At 57.9% G+C, this 20,891-nt stretch carries 19 protein-coding genes and 1 pseudogene; 8 read left to right on the top strand and 12 right to left on the bottom strand.

The genetic code is table 11. The features are described from left to right. Positions 1–17 precede the first annotated feature (17 nt). Both uxuA and AC5WNI_RS10105 read left to right on the top strand, forming a co-directional pair. Positions 18–652, top strand: a pseudogene (gene uxuA / locus AC5WNI_RS10110) (mannonate dehydratase); the annotation flags it as partial. After that, positions 601–963, top strand: a complete 363-nt coding sequence (locus tag AC5WNI_RS10105; RefSeq protein ID WP_495928375.1) for a mannonate dehydratase — start codon at positions 601–603, stop codon at positions 961–963. The pseudogene uxuA and the gene AC5WNI_RS10105, both read left to right, overlap by 52 nt. Before the next feature lie 250 nt (positions 964–1,213). Here the strand turns inward: AC5WNI_RS10105 and AC5WNI_RS10100 are convergent, their stop codons facing one another. The 11 genes from AC5WNI_RS10100 to AC5WNI_RS10050 form a co-directional block, all read right to left on the bottom strand. Continuing rightward, complete coding sequence (locus tag AC5WNI_RS10100) at positions 1,214–2,083, bottom strand: DUF4437 domain-containing protein (protein ID WP_495928374.1); 870 nt, start codon at positions 2,081–2,083, stop codon at positions 1,214–1,216. A gap of 448 nt (positions 2,084–2,531) precedes the next feature. After that, complete coding sequence (locus AC5WNI_RS10095; protein ID WP_495928373.1) at positions 2,532–3,839, bottom strand: TRAP transporter large permease; 1,308 nt, start codon at positions 3,837–3,839, stop codon at positions 2,532–2,534. Next, on the bottom strand, positions 3,839–4,456 hold the full coding sequence (locus AC5WNI_RS10090) for a TRAP transporter small permease (protein WP_495928372.1): 618 nt from the start codon (positions 4,454–4,456) through the stop codon (positions 3,839–3,841). The genes AC5WNI_RS10095 and AC5WNI_RS10090 overlap by 1 nt, the downstream gene beginning before the upstream one ends. A gap of 74 nt (positions 4,457–4,530) precedes the next feature. Beyond that, the gene (locus AC5WNI_RS10085; RefSeq protein ID WP_495928371.1) at positions 4,531–5,541 is read right to left on the bottom strand and encodes a TRAP transporter substrate-binding protein; all 1,011 of its coding nucleotides are present in this window, start codon (positions 5,539–5,541) and stop codon (positions 4,531–4,533) included. Positions 5,542–5,649: 108 nt separating this feature from the next. Further along, entirely contained in the window at positions 5,650–6,750 is a 1,101-nt protein-coding gene (locus AC5WNI_RS10080; RefSeq protein WP_495928370.1) for a LacI family DNA-binding transcriptional regulator, read from the bottom strand. 187 nt (positions 6,751–6,937) lie between these two features. Further along, complete coding sequence (locus AC5WNI_RS10075) at positions 6,938–7,927, bottom strand: 2-hydroxyacid dehydrogenase (RefSeq protein WP_495928369.1); 990 nt, start codon at positions 7,925–7,927, stop codon at positions 6,938–6,940. Between the two features lie 60 nt (positions 7,928–7,987). After that, the gene (locus AC5WNI_RS10070) at positions 7,988–8,971 is read right to left on the bottom strand and encodes a sugar kinase (RefSeq protein ID WP_495928368.1); all 984 of its coding nucleotides are present in this window, start codon (positions 8,969–8,971) and stop codon (positions 7,988–7,990) included. Positions 8,972–9,060: 89 nt separating this feature from the next. Then, positions 9,061–9,936: a sugar phosphate isomerase/epimerase family protein gene (locus tag AC5WNI_RS10065; RefSeq protein ID WP_495928367.1), complete on the bottom strand. Its 876-nt coding sequence runs from the start codon at positions 9,934–9,936 to the stop codon at positions 9,061–9,063. Between the two features lie 56 nt (positions 9,937–9,992). Further along, positions 9,993–11,051: a LacI family DNA-binding transcriptional regulator gene (locus AC5WNI_RS10060; RefSeq protein WP_495928366.1), complete on the bottom strand. Its 1,059-nt coding sequence runs from the start codon at positions 11,049–11,051 to the stop codon at positions 9,993–9,995. Between the two features lie 334 nt (positions 11,052–11,385). After that, complete coding sequence (locus AC5WNI_RS10055; protein ID WP_495928365.1) at positions 11,386–12,951, bottom strand: aldehyde dehydrogenase family protein; 1,566 nt, start codon at positions 12,949–12,951, stop codon at positions 11,386–11,388. A 3-nt stretch (positions 12,952–12,954) separates the two neighbouring features. Beyond that, a complete protein-coding gene (locus AC5WNI_RS10050) occupies positions 12,955–13,887 on the bottom strand; it encodes an NAD(P)-dependent oxidoreductase (RefSeq protein ID WP_495928364.1) in 933 nt (310 codons plus the stop codon). Positions 13,888–14,015: 128 nt separating this feature from the next. Between AC5WNI_RS10050 and AC5WNI_RS10045 the strand changes: the two genes are divergently transcribed. Then, positions 14,016–14,948, top strand: a complete 933-nt coding sequence (locus tag AC5WNI_RS10045) for a LysR family transcriptional regulator (protein ID WP_225346779.1) — start codon at positions 14,016–14,018, stop codon at positions 14,946–14,948. A gap of 6 nt (positions 14,949–14,954) precedes the next feature. On the opposite strand, the gene AC5WNI_RS10040 is transcribed toward AC5WNI_RS10045, so the two are convergent. After that, a complete protein-coding gene (locus AC5WNI_RS10040) occupies positions 14,955–15,878 on the bottom strand; it encodes a LysR substrate-binding domain-containing protein (RefSeq protein WP_225346778.1) in 924 nt (307 codons plus the stop codon). Between the two features lie 133 nt (positions 15,879–16,011). Between AC5WNI_RS10040 and AC5WNI_RS10035 the strand changes: the two genes are divergently transcribed. The 5 genes from AC5WNI_RS10035 to AC5WNI_RS10015 all read left to right on the top strand — a co-directional run bounded on the left by AC5WNI_RS10035 (position 16,012) and on the right by AC5WNI_RS10015 (position 20,795). Then, the gene (locus AC5WNI_RS10035) at positions 16,012–16,488 is read left to right on the top strand and encodes a nuclear transport factor 2 family protein (RefSeq protein ID WP_284891899.1); all 477 of its coding nucleotides are present in this window, start codon (positions 16,012–16,014) and stop codon (positions 16,486–16,488) included. Positions 16,489–16,558: 70 nt separating this feature from the next. Continuing rightward, positions 16,559–17,200 carry a glutathione S-transferase family protein gene (locus AC5WNI_RS10030; protein ID WP_225346776.1) on the top strand — a complete coding sequence of 214 codons (642 nt, stop codon included), beginning with the start codon at positions 16,559–16,561 and terminating at the stop codon, positions 17,198–17,200. A gap of 25 nt (positions 17,201–17,225) precedes the next feature. After that, positions 17,226–19,343 carry a 2Fe-2S iron-sulfur cluster-binding protein gene (locus AC5WNI_RS10025; RefSeq protein WP_225346775.1) on the top strand — a complete coding sequence of 706 codons (2,118 nt, stop codon included), beginning with the start codon at positions 17,226–17,228 and terminating at the stop codon, positions 19,341–19,343. A gap of 256 nt (positions 19,344–19,599) precedes the next feature. After that, complete coding sequence (locus AC5WNI_RS10020; RefSeq protein ID WP_225346774.1) at positions 19,600–20,130, top strand: DUF2628 domain-containing protein; 531 nt, start codon at positions 19,600–19,602, stop codon at positions 20,128–20,130. A gap of 44 nt (positions 20,131–20,174) precedes the next feature. After that, a complete protein-coding gene (locus AC5WNI_RS10015) occupies positions 20,175–20,795 on the top strand; it encodes a DUF1294 domain-containing protein (protein WP_495928363.1) in 621 nt (206 codons plus the stop codon). The last annotated feature ends 96 nt before the right edge of the window (positions 20,796–20,891 follow it).

The raw sequence follows: 20,891 nt of genomic DNA, 5'->3' as shown, positions 1-20,891 counted from the left end.
GACGGCGAGGCTAGTCGGTGGTCGAGAGCATTCCGGTGCATGAGAGCGTCAAGCAGGCCGCTGCGGGGCATGAGCGACATATCGCCAATTACCAGCAGTCGCTGCGCCATCTGGCGGAGTGCGGCATAACCACGGTGTGCTATAACTTCATGCCGGTACTGGACTGGACGCGCACGGATCTCGCCTGGCAGCTGCCGGAAGGTGGTACCGCCCTGCGCTTTGATCAGGATGCCTTCGCGGCCTTTGATCTCTATCTGCTGGAGCGCCCTGGTGCCGAGCGTGAATACAGCAGCGAAGAGCAACAGGCCGCGCGGCAGCATCTCGAGACGCTGGATGATGCCGGGCGCGAGAAGTTGATCCGCACCATCATTGCAGGACTGCCTGGTGCAGAAGAGGGCTACAGCCTGGCGGAATTCCGCGCCTCACTGGCAGCCTATGACGGAATTGACGCCGCGCGCCTGCGCCAGCATCTGGCCACCTTCCTCAAGGCCATCGTGCCGGTGGCGAAGAGGTCGGCATTCCACTGGCCATCCATCCCAATGATCCGCCGCGGCCGATGTTTGGCCTGCCGCGCGTGGTCTCGAGCATGGTGGATGCCGATTGGCTGCTGGGTGTCGTACCCAATCCGGCCAATGGCCTGACATTCTGTACCGGCTCCTACGGGGCCAATCCGGAGATCGACCTGAACATCATGGCGCGGCGCTTCGCTCCTCTCCTCATATCCACTTTGCCCACCTGCGGGCCACCGGGCGTGACAGCGAGGACAAGCGCTCCTTCCATGAGGCTGAACATCTCGAGGGCGACCTGGACATGGTGGACATCATCAGCGTGCTGGTCGCGGAGGAGCGCCGTCGCCTGGTGTCTGGTGGCGCGCCCTTGCCGATGCGCCCGGATCACGGCCACCACATTCTGGATGATGCCAGGCGCGAGCCCCCCCGGGGTATCCACTGTATGGGCGCATGAAGGGGCTGGCGGAAATCCGTGGCCTCCAAATGGCGGTCACACGGCTGGCGCCCCAGAGACTGGCCTGACGGCGAGTACGCAATCCAGACACAAACGCAAACACGAACGGCCACCCGTGGTCTTGAGACCGGGGTGGCCGTTCGTGTTTGCTGCAGGTCGCGATGCCTGCTGCTGGTCTCAGAGCTCAGAGCTCAGAGCTCAGAGCTCAGAGGCAAGAGCTCAGAGCCAAGAGTTCAGACGACCTCAGGTTTCAGTCTTCGACGATGTCGAAATCACCATTGGTGCGCACGTAGAGCAGGGTCTCGCCGTCGGCGCTGGTGGTGATGTCATGGGTGATCTCGCCCTGAGAGCCGAAGTAGCTGCCGGTCGCCAGGCTCTGGCTGTCGTCCTTGCCTTCGGTCTCGTGGATCAGGCCGCCCTTGATGACCACGGCGCGGAATTCGTCGGCGTGGCTTTTGATCTCGCCGGAGAAGTCGGTCGGCAGTTTCACCAGGCGGCCGCTCAGCTGGCCGACGTCCGGGTTGCCCCACAGGAAGACGGTCTTCGGGCCTTGCTCGGCGTCGTCGCTGCCCGGCAGGTTGATCCAGCGGATGTCATTGGCATCCAGCCACACCATGTTGTTTTCGGCGACATTCAGGGGCTCTTCATCGTTGTGGAAGGCCTCGGATTCCGGCTGTACCAGGTAGGGCCCTTCATTGATCTCGATGTAGGCCATGTTGACCTTGTCTCTGGCCGCGGTGATGTGCGATTCCCCTGCCGGCTGGATCCAGAACGAGCCTGCGGGCAGCCACTGCTCATCGGCGTTCTTGTCATCGTTGTGGACTTCGCCCTGGATGACCACGCCGCGGTAGGTGATGTTGTGGATGTGGGGCGGTGAGGAGAAGCCTTCGTTGAACTTCACCAAAAAGCCCGAAGCGCCATCCTTGGTGCGGTCGCCCCACAGGTCGCCGGCCGCCGGGCTCTGGTCACCGCGCAGCGGGTTCAGGTAGCCCCAGTCGATGTCGGACTGCTGGACGACTTCACTGGACGGTGTGAGCGTGGAGTGATCATCGGCGTGGGCGGTCATGCTGGCGAAGGCGACCGAGAGGCCGAGAAGAGCAAGAGAGAAGGGACGTTTCATGGTGGCTGCCTGTCTGGTCATGGGAAGAAGGGTGACAATGCCGATGCGCTGGCAATCGACGCAGTGAATCGTGGAGCGGGCAGGCGGCGGGATATAGAGGCAGATGGCGTAAAGACTTTCAATCAAAACATGATAATCAGCCGTTCATCTTAGGCGTGTTACGGGCGACAGGCCTCAAGGCGATGCCATGACATGTGGTGTGGCGCTCACCCTGAAGTGAGGAGGATCGCTCGACAGATCACGACGTTGGCGCGCTTTTGGAGCGTGTTCGTGCTGCTAGTGCGTCCCGGCACGTTGGAGTGAGGCGGGCATGAATACGCCGCTAGGGGCAGGCAGGGAAGTGTGCAAGGACGAGAAATTGGTAGCTCCGGACATTCCTCAAACAGTTTTTGGAATGTCCGGATAATGGCAAGTTTCCAAGCCATGGGGGGGCTTGATAAGTGTGCCCTCAGACAAAATCCGGTGCTATCAGTCGCGGCATGGCAAGTATGAGGTCCGGGAAGAAGATTAGTAGCACTATGACAGCTAACATCATAGCAAGATAAATCATGGTCATCCCCAGCGCCTTCAATAGTGGAATACCGCCTATCTTGGCTGAAATCATGAGGCATAGGCCATAGGGGGGGGTAACAAGCCCCATCCCTAGTGCCATCACCCCAATCACACCGAATTGTATCGGGTTAACTCCAGCCGCCATCGCCAACGGATAGAAGATGGGGGCCATGATAGCCATGGCAGGTAGCGAGTCCATAAAGGTACCGATTATCAGCATTACGGCTGTCATTATCAGTAGTAGCACGATGGGATTACTAATGCTGACGCCTTCCATCAATTTTGGTGGAATCTGATAGAAACTGATCAGGTAGCCGAAGATAGAGGCACCAACCAAGCTGAACAACGAAAGAGAACAGAGTTTGACGGTATCGGTTGAGGCAGCGAACACTTGGTGAAGACTAAGTTCACGGTAGACCAAAAACCCTAGTGCCAATGCATAGAGCACTGCAATTACTGCAGCTTCAGTCGGTGTAACGATACCACTGATGATGCCGCCGATGATGACAATGGGGATCCCGGCGGCTAGAAGGCCATCCTTGCCTGAGCTCATTAGATCGGCTACAGAAGCGCGCTTGCGCACGGGCACATCGTACTTGCGCACGAATACTATATTCAAACCGAGTTGAGCCATTCCGATCATCAACCCCGGGATGATCCCGCCCAGGAATAGTCCAGCAATCGAGGTGTTGGTCAACGCTCCCCAGATAATCATGTTGATCGAGGGCGGAATGATGATGCCCATGACGGAAGATGCCGCCGTGACGGCAACCGAGAAGTTGACCGGGTAACCTTCACGTTTCATGGCAGGGATAAGAACGGTCCCGATACCTGCGCTGTCAGCAGTAGAGGAGCCGGAGACGCCGGCGAAAAGCATGCTGACCAAAACGTTGACGTGTGCCAGTGCTCCTTTGACGTGACCTACCAAGCGCATACAAAGAGTGATTAGTCGATCCGTTATTTGGGCGGCATTCATCAAGTTGCCTGCTAGCAGAAACAGCGGGACTGCTAAAAGAACGAAGGAATCCATGCCGTTGTACATTCGTTGGAACATGATCCAAAAGTTCAGGCGTGGATCTAGGAAAATAATGCTGGTTGCGGTAAGAACCAATGCCATAGCAATGGGTACACCAAAGACGATAAGAATGCCTAGTAGTGCAAACAAAGCCCAGGGCAAGATGAAAATCATATCCATGGACAGCATCAGGCATGACCTCCCTGTTTTAGTGTATTATTAGTAGAAGATGTGGAGGTTGTGGCGACGTTATCTATGGACATGTCATTGCACACCATGTCATCTACGGCATTGGGAGTGTTAAGCACTTTCTCCATGGCGGGCATCCCGTGCAATGCAGCGTATAGCAGGCGTTCAAGACTGAACAGGATTATGAATCCGCCACAAGCAGTGAAAACACTGTAGACATAAATCATCGAGATTCCAGAAGCAGTTGCGCTGCGTCTTAGGCCAGAAATGGCGAAGTCTTTTCCAAACCATACGAAGATGATGCCGGTGACCAGGCAAGCCAGATCACGTGCCCATCGTGTCATTTGATCAGCACGAGTTCCACTTGGGAAAGCCTCCAACACGAAATGATCCGCATGCAAAACACCCACCGCCGTTCCAAGCATTATCATCCATTGGAAAGCGAAGCGACTGAACTCTTCTGTCCAAAATAGGCGGGGGAGTAGCGGCAGGTTTCGACTGATAATTTGATAGATGATGAGTGCAATGAATCCGAACAGCAATGCGAGAAGAATAGCATATAAGACTCTTTCCAGCACACGGTTCAGGCGTGTCAGCGCGGAGAGAATAAGCGACATTAGCGCTGTCCTCGTCTATTGGAGTAAGAGAACGGCGCCCCGGTTGACGGGGTGCCGTTTATCGTCAGTCCCGCTTAGTTGACGTCCTTGATCATCTTGTAGAGGTCGGCCAGCTTCATGTCGGCGACTACCTTCTTGAGAGGTTCCTTGACCATCTCCTGCATCTTGTCGCGATCAATCCTGTGCAGTTTCATTCCTTGATCGACGAGTAATTCGAGGGCCTCGGCATCTTGTTTGAGCTGCACCTTGCGGGCGTAGGCGGCTGATTCACGTGCTGCCATCGTAACTGCTTGTTGCTCGTTTTCGTTCAGGCGCTCCCACGTCTGTTCTGACATGGTCAGAAGGCGCACAGTAATGTCGTGATCTGTCATGACAAGGTGCGGAGCTACTTCGTTGAAGCGCATCCGCAAGACCCATTCCGGTTCGTTAAGCAGGCCGTCGATGGCACCCAATTGCAGCCCGGTATAAATTTCTTTCCAAGCCATGACCGATGGCTTGACTCCAATAGCCTGCCAGGCAGCGATCAAAGGCTCGGTCGGATTGGTGCGAATCTTCAACCCCTTGAGGTCTGCGAGGCTATTCACTGGTTTGGTGCTGACCACTTCGCGTTTGCCGCCACCAAAGTAGGCCAGTACCTTGACACCGGTTTCCTTTGAGATGCGATCAGCGATTTCTTGACCTGCTTGGCCATCCAAAACCTTTTGCCAGTGATCAACATCTCGATACAAGAAAGGTACCGAGAAGATGTTGGCAGAATGAGAAAAGTCTGTAATAAGGCCTGGGCTGACAATGGCCATGTCGAGCGCACCTGCCATTTCTTGCTCAAACATTTCGGTCTCATGCCCCATGACCGAGTTCCCGAGGATAGTGACGCTAATTTCACCGTTGGTCTTGGCCGACAGCAACTCACTGAAGCGCTCCGCACCAAGTTGATAAGCTGTTTCAGCCGTGCCCCCGTGGCCAAACCGTAGGTCCATGGCTTGTGTCGTCGATGAAGCTCCAAGGACAACTGTCAATAGTGAGCCTGTGAGGAGAATGCGAGGTAGGCGACAGATTTTTTTTGGATCGATCCAGTTAAATGTCATGATTAACTCCTGCCATGGCATGGCGTTGTTGTTGTCGGAGGGTGGCGCAGTGGAAGGGTATTGTCTGATGCAATCAGTCCCGCTCTTTAGCTTATGACTATCATGCACCTAATTACTTAACTTACGTAAGCTATTATCAATCGTAGTGAGCAGTGGGGTTTCTGGGGTATCGTTCTCCCAGGGTGGTTTACCACACGAGTCCCGAATCACCAGGCTTGGGGGTAGTACAACCTGCTCACGCGGGGCCGAGGGAGCAGCCATGCGGCGCAATGCCAATCGAGCCGCCTGTTCACCAATCGCATAAGGATGCGTGGCTACGCTCGTCAGAGGCGGGTCGCCCAAAGCTGCCTCTTCGACATCATCGGTGCCGATGACTGCGCAGTCTTTACCCGGCGTTAGCCCTATGCGCTTAAGTCCCAGCATGACCCCGAAAGCCACCATGTCGTTATGGCACATGACTGCTGTAGGCCGAGGGGTTTCCTGCATCAGCTCTTGAATAAGTAGGAACCCATCCTTGCGAGTAACACCTTCGCCTCGGATTAAGCGGCGATAGACAAGACCATGGCGTTGGAGGCATTCATCATAGGCATTGAAGCGGTCTTGACTGACGGCGTGCTCAGCGCCCCCGACGAAGGCGATGCGCTGATGACCAAGTGATACCAGGTGATCCATCCCCAGTCTTACGACATGACGGAAATCAGTGCCTGCGTAATCGAACGGTGGAGTGCCGAGATAACGCAGAATTTGAACGCATGGCATACCCCAGTCTTCGAGCGTTTCGATCAAGTTCGGTGAGCTGCCGGCGGCAGGGCACAGGAGAAGTCCATCGACGCGATGCTCGCGCATGCGCTCAAGGAAACGTTGTTGGCGAGGCACTGAGTCTTCGCTGTTGGCCAGGAATGACACATAGTCCTGCTGGCTAAGTTCCGCATTAATACCTGCCACCATGGCACCGAAGAACGGATTGGCAATGTCATAGACCACGACGCCCAGTGTTTGTGTGCGTCCTCCACGCATGGCAGCGGCACCGCGATTGTAGACATAGCCTAATGCCTTGATCGATTGCTGAACCTTGCGACGTGTTCGCTCCGCCACCAGTGGACTCTCACGCAGTACTAGCGATACCGTGCTGCGTGAGACACCAGCATGGGCGGCAATGTCTTGTAGAGTAACGCTGCTGCTGTCGCGTGAGAGTCGAGTATCGTTCATGAGAAGGACGATTCCTGTAGCAATTTGGGCTGGTCAGGCGATGGGTATCACTGAGCAATCTGTTTCTTTTGGATTGATCCAAAACATACTGTCAAACTAGCGCCTATTCCGTAATGCATCGACACTTCTTTGGTCTAGAGCCTTGCGCGGCAGGTCCTCAGCTATTCGTCTAGGGCAAGAAAATAAATTAGACAAAGGCTCTTCTAGTCAGTACTTCTGGGTTCACCGGGCTGATTGGGTCATTACCCGCCAGTGCCAGTAGCATGTTGTCGACTGCACGCTGAGCCATTGCGGCACGCGTCTCTTTGGTGGCCGAGCCGATATGAGGTAAAGCAACCACATTGGGCATATGCGGGAGAGGGGATTCGGCCGGCAGTGGTTCCTGCTCGAACACATCCAATCCTGCCGCGCCAATTTTCCCTGTATTAAGCGCTTCAATTAGCGCCTGCTCGTCGATGACCTTACCACGCGAGATGTTGATCAGAATGCCGTTGGGCTTCATGAGCTCCAAGGCCGCTGAATCGATAAGCTTTTCGGTATCTCTATTCAGTGGCACGCTCACACAGACGAAGTCAGAAGTTGCCAACAGGTCTTCCAAGGGTAAGCGGAGCGCCCCCAGTTCCTTTTCCAGCTCGGGTTTTGGCGATGCCATGGTGTAGCGTATCTGCATGCCGAAGCCCAGTGATCCCCTACGTGCGATGGCAGCCCCGATGCGGCCGAATCCCACCATTCCTAGTGTCTTGCCATGAACATCACTCCCGAAGAGGTCAGGTCCAATGCTGGACTTCCACTGCCCGTCTTTTACCCAGTCGGCCAGTTCAACTGCGCGACGTGCAGTCGCCATGATTAATAGAAATCCAGTATCTGCTGTGGTTTCTGTCAACACATCTGGGGTGTTACACAGCAGAATATTTCGTTCGTTCAGCGTGGCTAGCGGATAATTGTCATAGCCGACCGAGATGCTTGCGATGGTTTCCAGATGCGGCGCGTTGCTGATCAACTGTGGTGTGACCTTAAGGCCAGCAGTAATGAGGCCATGTGCTTTGGCAAGCGCCGCATGAAAGGCCGGGCTATCCGCGTCTTCATGATGCTCGAAGAAATCGACATCGTGATACTGTCGAAGTTGTGCAAGCTGTTCCTCATTGAGTCGGCGAAAGGCAACGATATTTTTTCTCATAAGGTGTTACTCCTGCGTCGTTAAAAAATTGAAATTTTTGTGCTGCCTGGTGTTTGCAGGTCAGATGAGATGTTGGGTGAGGTCTTTCAGCTGATCACTGTTTGGCAACCCTTCCATATCGCCAATCACTTGGACGGCACGAGCTCCTATTAAATTGGCACGATGCAGTGCTTCAGATGGAGTGAAGCCTTCCAGCAAAGCACTGATAAGACCTACGGCAAAGCCATCACCAGCACCAACGGTATCTAGGACGCGTGTCACCGGAATGCCTTCGACCGTATAGGACTCAAGCTGGCCATTGAGAACCCCACGATAGTAGCTACCTTGTGGACCGAGTTTGATAATCACAGCTCGCGCACCGCGATCGAGATAGAAGTCAGCGATGGCTTCTGGTCTTTCATGGCCGGTTAAAAGGCGCCCTTCAGATAGCCCCGGTAATACCCAATCAGCTTTTACTGCCAGAGCATTGAGAGTCTCTCGCATCACGTTTTCGTTTTTCCATAGGGAAGGCCGCAGATTGGGGTCGAACGAGATACTGGCTCCGGCATTACGTGCCTTTGCCATCATGTACTCTGAAAGCTCGCAAGTGGCAGAAGATAGCGCGGGTGGAATGCCTGTGGCATGCAAATGACGCAATTGCGAAAAGTCGATGCCTTTCGCGTCCTCAATGCATAGCTTGCTTGCAGCACTGTTGCGGCGGTAGTACTCCACCGCAGGATCCTCACTATGATTGGCGCGTGCCTTGAACACCAATCCGGTGGAGTGCAGGGGGTCGGTATGCAAGAACTGGCAGTCCAGCCCCTCGTCGCCGAGTGTATTGCGTAGATAGCGCCCAAAGCTGTCGTCACCCACGCGGCTCAACCAACCAACATGAAAGCCCAGTCGTGCTAGACCGATAGCGACATTAGTATCTGCCCCTGCCACTCGGCGATGGAAGTGATCTACGCACTCTAGTGCACCGGTTTCATCGGCTACCAGCATAGCCATGGCTTCGCCAAAAGCGATGATCTCCGGAGAATTTTTACGAAAGTGTGATTTGTTCACGAATACTCCAGGAATGATTGTGTGGAACAAGAAAAATCCAGCATGTGGTAAAGCGGTGACAAAAATCGTGCTTGGAAGCAGAGTAGTAATTACCGAGTAGTAGTGATCGCTCTCAGCCGCTCGACTTCGCGACGAGTAATGCTTGGTAGGTCGGATAAAAGATAGCGAAGATCGGCATGTCTCATATCGTCTTGCGCAAGAGGGGGAGTGGGTTGCAGTGGATATTCAATAGCGCGCATTACATCTTTAGGAAAATGGCGGAACATTGTAGACCACTCGCAAAGATCTTTGTCACTTGGTACGCGCGCGTGGCATTTGCCTGAGATATCAGTACTCACACCTTTGCAGTGTACATAGCGTACATGTCGGCCGAGGCGCTCCGCGGCATGCTGTGCGCTGGCGCCACACCATTGCCAATTGCCAATATCGAACGTCATTCCTAATGAACAGCCAGCATGTTCGGCATCCTTCAAACAGGCAGTCATCGCGGAGATGGAGCCACCTTGTGAGGTCTGATCATTCTCGATCAGTATCTGAGGGACCCCGCTATCGGTAAACAAGACTGACAACGCTTGCCAAGTATCTCGGCCGGCCCCACGATAGTCACCGAGTGCGAACTTGATGCTTTCCGCTCCCAGTGCACGTGCCTCGTGTAGTCGCCTAGAAACGCTTTCGGCAGGACGCGTTTCATTCCAGAGCCCATCTGCTGTGGAATAAATTACGCCAAGTGAATGTTCTGCGCATTGCGCGCCCAGCTTATCAAAAGCTTGGAAGTCAGTAGGTAATAATTCGCGACGAATCTCGACCTTGTCGGCCCCGGCCTCACGTATCCAGTCCAGGCTGGCGGCCTGCCCCTGTGCCAGTATCAAGGTACTACCGAAAGCAGAGGTGCAGACGGAAACCTGCGGAAGAGTTGAAGAACGATCAGGCTTTGGTAACGGTACCATATCAAGATATGACGTCATCCTTCCTGGTCTCCTTATAAGGGTTAAGGCATGTCAGAAATGAAAAGATAAGTGATTCAGGTAGCGTGGAAGTCAGGACAGGATGTTGAGCCACGCTTGATCAATGTTGGGTGATAGCGGATATGCCGTGACTGCCCGACGTAGGCCTCACGATTGCGCTCCAGCAGACAGGCAAAGGCACGCCGCCCGATTTCTTCCGTAGGTTGCGCCAATGTCGTGATGCCCGGAGTAAGTAGACTGCACCATTCCAGCTCGTCAATGCCCAAGAGGCCAATAGAGCCGAGGTCCAGCTTGAGCTGTTTGAGGCAACGTGCCGCCATCAACGTCATATTGCCATTGCCACACAGAATGGCAGGTCGATTTGCCGTGTACATGTACTGTTCTATCACGGGTGACAATGAAGCCAGGTCATCAGACAGCGATAGCATAAAGGTATGGCCATTTAGCGTGCCCTCATGCGCGGCTAGCTGATAGGTGAGTCGCGACAAGCGTTCTTGGCGTGAACTGGTGTGGTTGATTGGTTCGCTCAGGTAGAGAACGTCTCGATATCCAGCCTCTCTGAGATGCGCAATAGCGATGTCGATGGCGGCATCATTGTCGAGTCCGACCATGTCTGCCTCGATTCCCGGTAATTGACGGTCCAATAGCACTATAGGAAACCCGTTAGTGGCCAGATCAATAAGTTCTTGGCTGGCCTGCCCACTGGCATTGACTACCAAACCCTCAATACCATAACTGGTCAATTGAGTCAGATGGACCTGTTCAAGGAGAGGATCATTGTTGGTGTTGCAAACCATTAGAGAGAAGCCTTGCTCTCGTGCTGCTTGTTCCATTCCATGCATGGCGGCAACCGAAAAGGGGTTCCGGATATCTGCAACCAGCATACCAATCAGGCCGGTACGGCCTCCCTTAAGACTGCGTGCTATTAAGTTGGGACGATAGTTAAGTTGAGCGGCTGCCTGAGCAATGCGCTTCTGTAGGTCGGGTGATAATTGCTCGCGTGCTCCACCAAAGTAGCGAGAGACACTTGTCTTCGATGCGCGAGCCTCTTGTGCAACTTGCCTCAGCGTAGCGCGGCGGCTAGATACGAAAGTGCTTTGGTTGTCTGAAGGCATGTCACACTCGGAAATTCAAAAGTGATGGGATCGTTCCCATCGTAGTGTCATTGAAGTGTGCTGCAAGCTGATCTTTAGTCGCAGTGTCCATGGGCACTGGGGGTGTTTCCTTACGTTTCACTTATTGGTCAGGGCAAATAGATCAGTCATGGTGGGATGAAGCTATCAAACGCCAAGTACGTTCGAGTTGCGGAGGGGGAAAGAAACCTCGGTCAGGCAGTGGGCGTGACGTTATATGGCCGAAATCACCCTTCGAGCGCTACCCCATGTCGATGGCAGCGCTCGGTGGTAGCAAATCAGGACTGTGAGGTAACGACTGCTTACTGCCCAATCTTCATTCCAAGCTGGCCCCATAGCCGAAGCTGGCGGCGGGCTCGGCTGCTGTCTCGACCCACACGCTCTTCACTTCGCTGTATTCGCGCAGCGCATCCAGCCCTGAGGATCGGCCATAGCCGCTCTCGCCGTAGCCGCCGAAGGGCGAGCTGACGTGAATGGTCTTGTAGCCATTGACCCAGAAGGTGCCGGCACGCACCTGGCGTGCCACGCGGTGGGCGCGGCCGACGTCGCGTGTCCAGACGGCGCCGGCCAGCCCGAAGCGACTGTCGTTGGCGATGCGGATGGCGTCGGCTTCATCCTCGAACGGTATGGCGACCACGACCGGGCCGAAGATCTCTTCCTGCGCGCAGGTCATGGCGTTGTCGCCCAGCAGTACCGTCGGCGCGACATGATAGCCGCCGGTGTCCGGTACGGGGTCTGCTGACCCATCGGCGAGACGCGCGCCGTCCTCAATGGCGCCGGCAAGCATCGACTTCACATGCTGATATTGCTTCGCGTTGTTGATCGGGCCGATCTGGGTATTCGGGTCCTGCGGGTCACCGAGCGTGAACTGCGTGGCGGCCTCAGCCAGCGCAGTGGTGAACTTGTCGAAGATCGAGGCCTGCACCAGCAGGCGCGAGCCCGACACGCAGCTCTGGCCGGCGCCGGAGAAGATGGCCGCCTGGGCGCCGCGCAGGGCCACCTCGAGATCGGCATCCTCGAACACGATGTTGGCGGACTTGCCGCCCAGCTCCAGTACGCAGGGGATGCAACGCTGCGCCGCGGCGGTGGCGATGTGGCGGCCGGTGGCGGGCGAGCCGACGAACACCACCTTGCGAATGTCGCCCTCGGCGATCAACGCCTGGCCGATGCTATGGCCGTAGCCGGCGATGACATTGACCAGCCCGCGCGGCACACCGGCGCGCTCGATCAACACCCCCAGCGCCAGCGAGGACAGCGCCGTCAGCTCCGAGGGCTTGAGAATCACCGCATTGCCGGCGGTAATGGCCGGAGCGATCTGCCAGCCAGCGGTGAAGATGGGCGCGTTCCACGGCGTGATTTGCAGCACGGTGCCCAGCGGCTCGTAGGTGACGTAGTTGAGGTGCGAGGTCGGGACCGGAATCACCTCGCCGTGCAGCTTGTCGGCCCAGCCCGCGTAGTACTCGAACATTTCCGCGACCTTGGCCACCTCGACCCGCGCATCGCGAATCGGCTTGTTGGCGCTCAGTGCCTCCAGTTCGGCCAGGGTGTCGGCCTGCTCTCGGACCAGGCTGCCTATGCGGTAGATGGCGCGCCCGCGGGCCTGGGCGGTCAGGGCGGCCCATTGCTGCTGGGCCTCTCGGCTGGCGGCATTGGCAAGCGCGACCTGAGAGATGTCGGCATCCGGGAAGGACAGCATCAGGCTGTCATCCTGGGCGTTGCGCACCTCGATGCGCTCACCGCTACCTTTGATGAACTCGCCACCGATCAGGCTACTGACGACAAGAGTGTCGTCTTGAGATTGGCTGCTGTCCTGAAACGCCTGCATCAGTTCGGCGATACGCTGGGTCGTTGAGAATGCCGGGGTCATGTCGTGGGTCAGCATGGCTTATGCTCCGTGGCCAAAGAGAGTCGGGTCAGTGCGTTGCACGATGGCGCAGAAATCCTCGCTGTCATCCAGCGTCGCGCGGCTCTCGTTCCATAGCTGGGCGACGGCGTTGGCGAGGGGCAGTTCCATCCCGAGCTGTTGCGCCAGATCACTGGCCAACCCGACATCCTTGCGCATTAGGCCCATGGTGAAGCCGGAATCGTAGGCCTTGTTGGTCACCCAGTTGGGGAACATCACCTGGCTCGCGCCACTGCGCCCGGAACCCGCATTCACACCTTCCAGCAACTTCTCGGGGGAGACGCCCGCTTTAGCGGCCATGGCAACGGCTTCCGCCGTGCTGATCAGGTGGCAGGCGGCCAGCATGTTGTTGGCGATCTTGGCGACATTGCCCGCGCCACAGCTGCCGACGTGCACTCGGCTGCCGCTCATGGCTTCCAGTACCGGCATGGCGCGTGCTAGCACCTCATCCTCGGCGCCGATCACCATCGACATGCTGCCGCTCGCGGCGCCCTTGGGGCCGCCGGACACCGGGGCGTCGATGAAGTCGATACCGCGCGTCGCCAGCGCCGCCGCCACCTTGCGGCTGGTCTCGGGAGTCGAGGTGGTGGTGTCGATCACGATCAGCCCCGGCCTGGCCAGGGCCAGCAGGCTTTCGGCCTGGCGGTCTTCTGCTGCATCGCTGACTGGCGTGTCTTCGCCGCCTAGACACAGGCGTTCGACATGCTCGGCCTTGGGCAGCGAGAGGATTACCACCTCAACCTTCTCGAGCAGCTCGGTGAGGGAATCGGATGGCGTGACGCCTGCCGCAGCCGCCTTGTCACGCGCAGTCTGAGAGAGATCGAACCCGAGGACGGGGAAGTCGTGGCGAGCAAGGGTTGCGGCCATGCCGCCGCCCATGTTGCCCAATCCGATGACACCGACGGTTGTTGTCATTGTGTGGTTCCTGTCGTGGTGAAAGGGGGAGTAGCACCCAGTGACTCGAGTATGGACAGGGCTTCTGCGTTCCAGCAATAATCCAGAATTCACTTTAATGTTGCTTTAAAAGCAATGCTGGAGGCGTCATGAGTCAGGTGCAGGAGCGGCGGATCGGGCATCTCTTTGAGGCGGCAAGACTCGGTAGCGTGCGTGCGGCGGCCGATTATCTGAATGTGGCGCCCTCCGCGGTCAGTCGACAGATCACCCAGCTGGAACATGAGCTGGGCATGCCGCTGCTGGAGCGGCACAGGCGTGGGGTGAAGCCGACGGAGGCCGGGGAGCGGGTGCTTGAATACTATCGACAGCGCCTGGCACAGCAGGAAGTGCTACTCGAGTCATTGCAGTCATTGAAAGGGCTGCAGAGTGGCTCGCTGGTGTTGGCAATCGGCGAGGGATTCATCGAGGGTCTGGCAGGGCCATTGAGCCGCTTTTCCGCGCGCTATCCGGGCATCGAACTCAAGGTGAATCTGTGCGGAACCAATGAGGTGATCCGTCAGGTCGTCGAGGATGAAGCGCATCTTGGGCTGGTGTTTCATCCAGCGGGTGACCCCAAGATCCGCACGCATGTTTCGCGACCGCAACCGGTGTGCGCAGTGGTCAATCCAGCGCATCCGCTGGCGCAGCAGTGTGCGGGGGGCTCGGGTGAAACGCGTGAGCCCTTGGCGCTTGGAGAGCTATCCAGTCACTCTATGGCACTGCCGGAGGTGTCTTTCGGCATTCGCCAACTGGTGACATTGGCGGAGCATCAGGCGGGGGTGATGCTGAGCCCGACCTTGACCTGCAATGCCATTGCCATGCTCAAGCAGTTCGCCTTGCATGGCGGAGTGACATTGCTGCCGGAATTCGTGGTCACCGAGGAGGTCGATGCTGGACGGCTGTGCCGCATTCCGTTGCAGGAAGCCCAGTTCGTCACGCCCCATGTGCAGTTGATCAGCCGTCTAGGAAGACAATTGAGCGGGGGCGCCAACCGCCTGTTGGGCCTGCTGCAACAGGACATGACGGCCTTCAACCCGCCATAGGCAGGCTCAGTCGGTCAATCGCGCTGACGGTGAGGGATTCAGTACGGGATTGGCGCGCAGGCGCTCGGCGGCAAAATCCAGAAAGGTACGTACCTTGGCCACTGCGCCGCGCCCCTCGCTGTGCAACAGGTGGATCGGCAGCGGCGGTGGCTCCAGCTCCTCCAGTACGGCCTGCAGGCGACCCGCGGCGAGATCCTCGCCGACCTGATAGGACAGCACGCGGGTGATGCCCCAACCACTGCGGGCGGCCTCGATGCAGGCGGCAATGCTGCTCATCGTTAGCCGGGGGCTCACTCGTATGGCGTGTTCTCCTGCGCGACCGAAGCGCCACTCCTTGCTGGCATTCATGTTGCTCGAGGCAACGATGCGCAGTCCGGCCAAGGCCTCCAGCGAGTCCGGCGTGCCCTCGCGGGCGAAATAGCTCGGTGAGCCGCACACCACGCGCCGTACGCTGCCGACTCTCAGTGCCGAAAGCCCTGAGGACGGCAGGGAACCGATACGCACGGCGATATCGAAGCCTTCCTCGATCATGTTGACCACGCGGTCCACCATCACCACTTCGGCGCGCATCTCGGGATAGTGCTCCAGATACTCCATCAGCAGCGGCATCACGTGAATGCGACCGAACTCGGTGGGGCAGGTGATGCGCAATACGCCGGTAGGGCGTGTCGCGGCGCCGCTGACACCATCCTCCGCTGCCTGAAGCTCCGCCAGGATGCGCCGGGCATCCGCCAGATACCGCTCGCCGATCTCGGTCAGGCGCACGCGGCGCGTGGTGCGTGTGAACAGGCGTGCGCCCAAGCGGGCTTCCAGGGCATTGATGCCGCGTGTCACCGAGGGAGCGCTCATGCCCAGCGCGCGGCTACCTGCCACGAAGCTTTCGGCATCCGCCACGGCCACGAAGACCTCAAGTGTCTGCAGTCGGTCCATCTGTGGCTCCCATTGGCGTCGATTATTGTCATTATCTGGAATGATCAATTGTGTCTGCTGAGGATTCTAGCAGCCAGATAAGGAGAGTAGTGTGGGGATGTGTTTGATCACCCCAACCGCTGGAGCCTCTTTCATGTCAGCCAATCTCCCCCGCCATCCCTTGCCACCGTTCACGTCAGACACTGCGGCACACAAGGTGCGTCTTGCCGAAGACGGCTGGAACAGCCGTGATCCCGAAAAGGTAGCTCTGGCGTATTCGCCGGACACCCGTTGGCGCAATCGCGCCGAATTCGTGACCGGCCGTGATGAGGTGGTGGCCTTCCTGACCCGCAAGTGGGCAAGCGAGCTCGACTATCGCCTGATCAAGGAGCTGTGGGCCAGCGAAGGGAATCGGATCGCCGTGCGTTACGCCTATGAATATCGCAATGACAGCGGCCAGTGGTTTCGCGCCTACGGCAATGAGAACTGGCAGTTTGATGAGCAGGGGCTGATGACCCATCGCCACGCCAGCATCAATGAACACCCCATCGCGCAGAGCGAGCGCAAGTTCCATTGGCCATTGGGGCGCCGACCGGATGACCACCCCGGGTTGAGCGATTTCGGATTCTGAGTCCTCAACACCCGGCGTCTTTCACACCATCGTTTCTCTCTTTCCACTCTCCTCACATTGCAGGTGAATCATGAATTCACGCTTCTCTTCCACTGCCGCACCCGTTCGTCTTTTTCGTAATCCCAAATCCGGTCACTGTCACCGTGTCGAGCTGATGTTGGCATTGCTGGATATTCCCTATGAGACGGTGGATCTTGATATGGCCAATGGCGCGCACAAGGCGGCCGAATTTCTCAAGATCAGCCCATTCGGGCAGGTGCCGGCCATCGAAGACAATGGCGTCTTCCTGAGTGACTCCAACGCCATCCTCGTCTACTTGACCCACCGCTATGATGCCGAGTGCCGTTTCATGCCCAGCGATGCGCTGGCGGCGGCCGAGGTGCAGCGCTGGCTGTCGGTCGCGGCTGGCGAAATCGCCTCGGGCCCCTGTGCCGCACGTCTGGTCACCGTATTTGGTGCTCCCTTCGATCATGAGCAGACCATCGCTCGTGCCCATGCCCTGTTCAGTGTCATGGAGCTTCATCTGGAACAGCAGCAATATCTGGCAGGCGATCACATCACGCTGGCGGACATCGCAGGCTACAGCTACATCGCTCACGCGCCGGAAGGCGGCGTCAGCCTCTCGCCTTATCCCAATATTCGCGCCTGGGTTGCGCGTGTCGAGGCGTTGCCTGACTTCGTAGGCATGGCGCCGAGCCCGATTCTGGCCTGAACCACCACGACCGTAAGGTGTCATCATGAGTGAGCATCGTCAGGTATTTCATGCGGGGGAACGACGCGTTCAGGCGCGTGCAGGAGTGCCCGAGAGTTATGTCGACCAGGTGGCCCCTTATGTACGCGACCAGATGCCAGAGCAGCATGTCGCTTTCTTCGATAGCTTACCAGTGCTGTTCCTGGGCGTGCCGGACACGCAGGGCTGGCCATGGGTAGCGGTGAGCTTTGCCGCCCCTGGCCAGCTTTGTGATGCCACGCCCGCTGAGCTGAAGGTGCATGCACGACCGGCGCTGGGGCAATTGCTGGGGCTGGAGTTTACTCCCGGTACCAGGATCGGCGTGCTGGGTCTGGATCTGGAAAGTCGGCGGCGCAATCGTATGAATGGCACTCTGCTTGCCCCTGACGCGGTGGCGGGCATGGCGCCTGCTGAACTGCGGATAGGAGTCGATCAGAGCTTCGGCAACTGTCCACAATACATCCAGCAACGTGAGATCGACTGGGCTGGCGAGCAGGCGAAAGCGCCGGTCAGCCGCGAGGTGTCACTCGACGCTGAGGCGGCACTCAACGACGAGGCGACATGGCACGATAAAGAAGTGCGCGCCTTGCTGGCCCAGGCGGACACCTTCTTCATCGCGACTCGCGCAGGTGAGCTGGATGAGGCTGCTCCCAACGGCGTGGATGTCTCGCATCGTGGCGGCAGACCAGGCTTTCTGCACCTGAATGCCGATGGCAGCCTGTCGTTTCCTGATTTTGCCGGCAATCGCTTCTTCAATACCTTGGGCAATATCGAGCTGGATTCGCGGGTCAGTCTGTTGATTCCGGACTTCATCACCGGAGAGGCCTTGATCCTCAAGGGCCATGCCCGGATCGACTGGAACCCTCAGCGGGTAGCGCTGGTCGAGGGCGCCGAGCGCATCGTGGATGTGGTGCCGGAGCAGATATTGCACGTCGCACATGTCCTGCCGGCTCAGGGACGACTGATCGAGCGCTCGCCCGCGCTTGAGCAGACCGGTGACTGGCCGGCCGCTGACGAGTCGCCCGTATCCCTGCGCCGGCTGCGCGTCATCGACAAGGTGCGCGAAAGCGAGGTGATCACCTCCTTCTATCTGGCACCGTGGTCGGAAGCAGGACCGGAGCACGAACCGGCGGAAATCGACGCCTATCAAGCCGGTCAGTTTCTGACCCTGCGTCTGGCCTCAACGCCAGACAAGCTCTTGTCCCGCGGCGAGATGCCGGTGATGCGTAGCTACAGCATTTCTCAGGCCTGGCGGGCGGGGCATGGTGCCTACCGTATTTCGGTACGCCGTGACCCGAAGGGGCTCGCCTCACGACTTCTGCATGATGAAATCGCGGTGGGCGATATGTTGGAGGCTGCGTCACCGGCGGGGAATTTCGTGTTGCAGGACTCGCCCGCGCCTATCGTGCTGTTGTCATCGGGTGTCGGAATCACGCCGATGATCGCCATGTTGGATACCTTGGTTCAGCAGGCAGAAGCAGGTCACCCACCGCATGGTGAGGTGTTCTTCGTGCACGCCGCACGTGATGGGGGAGAGCTGGCATTTGCTGAGGTGCTGAACGTCTGGGCGCGTGTCCATGCGTGGTTGCATATACATATTGCCTTGTCGCGCCCGAGTGAGGCGGATCTCGTGGCCGGGCGGCATCAGTCAGAGGGCAGGCTGGAGCTGGTGAGTCTGGCGGGTAGCCTGCCAGACCTCGCATCCAGCGACGTCTATCTGTGTGGCTCGGAGGGCTTCATGCGCGCGCAATACGCCGCCCTGATGGCGCTGGGGTTACCGCGCGAGCGACTGCATCATGAATTCTTCGGCCTTGGCTCGCTGGAGGGGGGAGATACCCTCGCGGTTGCGCAATCGGCAGACTTTCAGGCGAGCTTGCCGGAACGTACCCAAGTCACCTTCGCGCCGCGCGTGGCAGCTGGCCAGTCCGCGGCCAGCGCTGCGGGCATAACACGACAGTGGACTCCCGAACAGGGCAGTCTGCTTGAGCTGGCCGAGCAGTCAGGCGTGAATACCCTGTCCAGTTGTCGTTCCGGGCGCTGTGGTAGCTGCGCATTGCGACTCATCGAGGGTGAGGTCAAGTATCCCGAGCCGCCACAGGCCGCCGTGACCCAGGACAGGTGTTGATGTGCTGTGCCTATCCGGCGGGAGAGGCGCCACTGGTCATCCAGACGCTTTGAGCAAGGCTTGCGTGCCCCCTGTTGCGACTCGTGATGACAGTGTCTCACTCATGGCGACAAGCCTTAAGGAAATCAGTGAGATAGCGTCAGCGAGGTTCATGGTCCTGATAGGTGGGCAGCAGTATAGTGGACGATGCATGTCATTTGTTCCGCGCCCCTGACGGCTCACGGCTGGCTCGGCGTCATAGACAAGGATCTCTTTGATGGCTTCATTTCGTATTCTTACCCACCCCCAGCATGGCACGCGTGCCGTCAAGATCGGCTGGTCCTGGCCGGCGTTCTTCTTCGGCATGTTCTGGGCGCTCTACAAGCGCATGTGGTTGCTGGCGGGCAGCCTCTTCGGCTTCATCGTGCTCAGCTCGGTCTTCATCCCGGCGACGATGGAAGGGCAGCTGATTTCCAACGTCCTGTTCCTGGGCTTGAACCTGACCATCAGCTTCAAGGGCAACCAGTGGTACGCGAGCCTGCTGGAAAGCCAGGGCTATCAAGAGCAGGCACAGGTCTCGGCGCGCAATCCCGATGATGCGCTGGCTGTGCATGCCAATTCGCATAAGGCCTCTGCTGACGATATCCGCCACCATGAGCAAGGCGGCGCTCACTCACAGGATCAGGATCCTTGGGGCGATCAGCGTGAGCGCAAGGATGGCAGGGGTGACAGAGATGACGATGACAACGGCGATGGTGGCTCCGGTGGCAAGGGCGGCGGCAACGCCACGGGCACCTTCATCGGCTAAGGGCATGCCAGGAAAGAGAACAGACGATGAACCTTCAAGGACGATTGACGCGCTGGAACGATGACAAGGGCTTCGGTTTCATTACCCCGGAGTCGGGTGGCAAGGATGTCTTTGCCCACATCAGTGCCTATAAGGGGCGTGGAAGGCCCAAGGCCAGTGCGCAGGTGCATTATCAGTTGGGCATGGATGGCAACAATCGTCCACGTGCCGTCCGCTTTCGCACCCTTGGGGCCGGGGCTTTCAGCACTTCAACCGGAGTGGGGCTAGCATGGTTGGTGGCGTTGGTCGTTGCGGTCGTACTCGGTGCGGGATGGTGGCAGGAGCGTCTGCCATGGATGTTGCCTGCAGCGTATCTGGGCATGAGTCTGGTAGCGTACCTGACGTATCGGATCGATAAACTGGCTGCTGCTGAGAGTGAACAGAGAGTCCGCGAGGATACCTTGCACTTCATGGAGCTGCTGTGTGGATGGCCGGGCGCGCTGATCGCCCAGCAAAGCCTGCGCCACAAGACGCGCAAGACAAGCTACCAGTTCGTGTTCTGGTGTGTGGTACTGCTCAATATCGCCGCCGTGAGCTGGCTGACTCTCTCGCCGGATGCCGCGTCCCTTCGTGACCTGCTCGGCTTTCCCATCATGGCAGGCGAGGCCATGATCAGGTGGTCATGAGCGGATGATCGAGCGGCGTCATCAAGCGCATGACAACGACAAAGGGGGCCTATCAAGGGCCCCCTTTGTCGTTGTTGCTCACTAATGTTTACCAGT

The organism is Cobetia sp. PDI-12MA, from assembly GCF_059507695.1.
Note: the sequence above shows the minus strand (reverse complement) of the source record. Positions and strands in the feature narration are given on the sequence as shown.

Excerpts from the sequence above, each read along its gene's own strand:
- AC5WNI_RS10100 (WP_495928374.1), bottom strand. The coding sequence starts at position 2,083 with ATGAAACGTCCCTTCTCTCTTGCTCTTCTCGGCCTCTCGGTCGCCTTC.
- AC5WNI_RS10095 (WP_495928373.1), bottom strand. The coding sequence starts at position 3,839 with ATGCTGTCCATGGATATGATTTTCATCTTGCCCTGGGCTTTGTTTGCA.
- AC5WNI_RS10090 (WP_495928372.1), bottom strand. The coding sequence starts at position 4,456 with ATGTCGCTTATTCTCTCCGCGCTGACACGCCTGAACCGTGTGCTGGAA.
- AC5WNI_RS10085 (WP_495928371.1), bottom strand. The coding sequence starts at position 5,541 with ATGACATTTAACTGGATCGATCCAAAAAAAATCTGTCGCCTACCTCGC.
- AC5WNI_RS10080 (WP_495928370.1), bottom strand. The coding sequence starts at position 6,750 with ATGAACGATACTCGACTCTCACGCGACAGCAGCAGCGTTACTCTACAA.
- AC5WNI_RS10075 (WP_495928369.1), bottom strand. The coding sequence starts at position 7,927 with ATGAGAAAAAATATCGTTGCCTTTCGCCGACTCAATGAGGAACAGCTT.
- AC5WNI_RS10065 (WP_495928367.1), bottom strand. The coding sequence starts at position 9,936 with ATGACGTCATATCTTGATATGGTACCGTTACCAAAGCCTGATCGTTCT.
- AC5WNI_RS10060 (WP_495928366.1), bottom strand. The coding sequence starts at position 11,051 with ATGCCTTCAGACAACCAAAGCACTTTCGTATCTAGCCGCCGCGCTACG.
- AC5WNI_RS10055 (WP_495928365.1), bottom strand. The coding sequence starts at position 12,951 with ATGCTGACCCACGACATGACCCCGGCATTCTCAACGACCCAGCGTATC.
- AC5WNI_RS10050 (WP_495928364.1), bottom strand. The coding sequence starts at position 13,887 with ATGACAACAACCGTCGGTGTCATCGGATTGGGCAACATGGGCGGCGGC.
- AC5WNI_RS10045 (WP_225346779.1), top strand. The coding sequence starts at position 14,016 with ATGAGTCAGGTGCAGGAGCGGCGGATCGGGCATCTCTTTGAGGCGGCA.
- AC5WNI_RS10040 (WP_225346778.1), bottom strand. The coding sequence starts at position 15,878 with ATGGACCGACTGCAGACACTTGAGGTCTTCGTGGCCGTGGCGGATGCC.
- AC5WNI_RS10035 (WP_284891899.1), top strand. The coding sequence starts at position 16,012 with ATGTCAGCCAATCTCCCCCGCCATCCCTTGCCACCGTTCACGTCAGAC.
- AC5WNI_RS10030 (WP_225346776.1), top strand. The coding sequence starts at position 16,559 with ATGAATTCACGCTTCTCTTCCACTGCCGCACCCGTTCGTCTTTTTCGT.
- AC5WNI_RS10025 (WP_225346775.1), top strand. The coding sequence starts at position 17,226 with ATGAGTGAGCATCGTCAGGTATTTCATGCGGGGGAACGACGCGTTCAG.
- AC5WNI_RS10020 (WP_225346774.1), top strand. The coding sequence starts at position 19,600 with ATGGCTTCATTTCGTATTCTTACCCACCCCCAGCATGGCACGCGTGCC.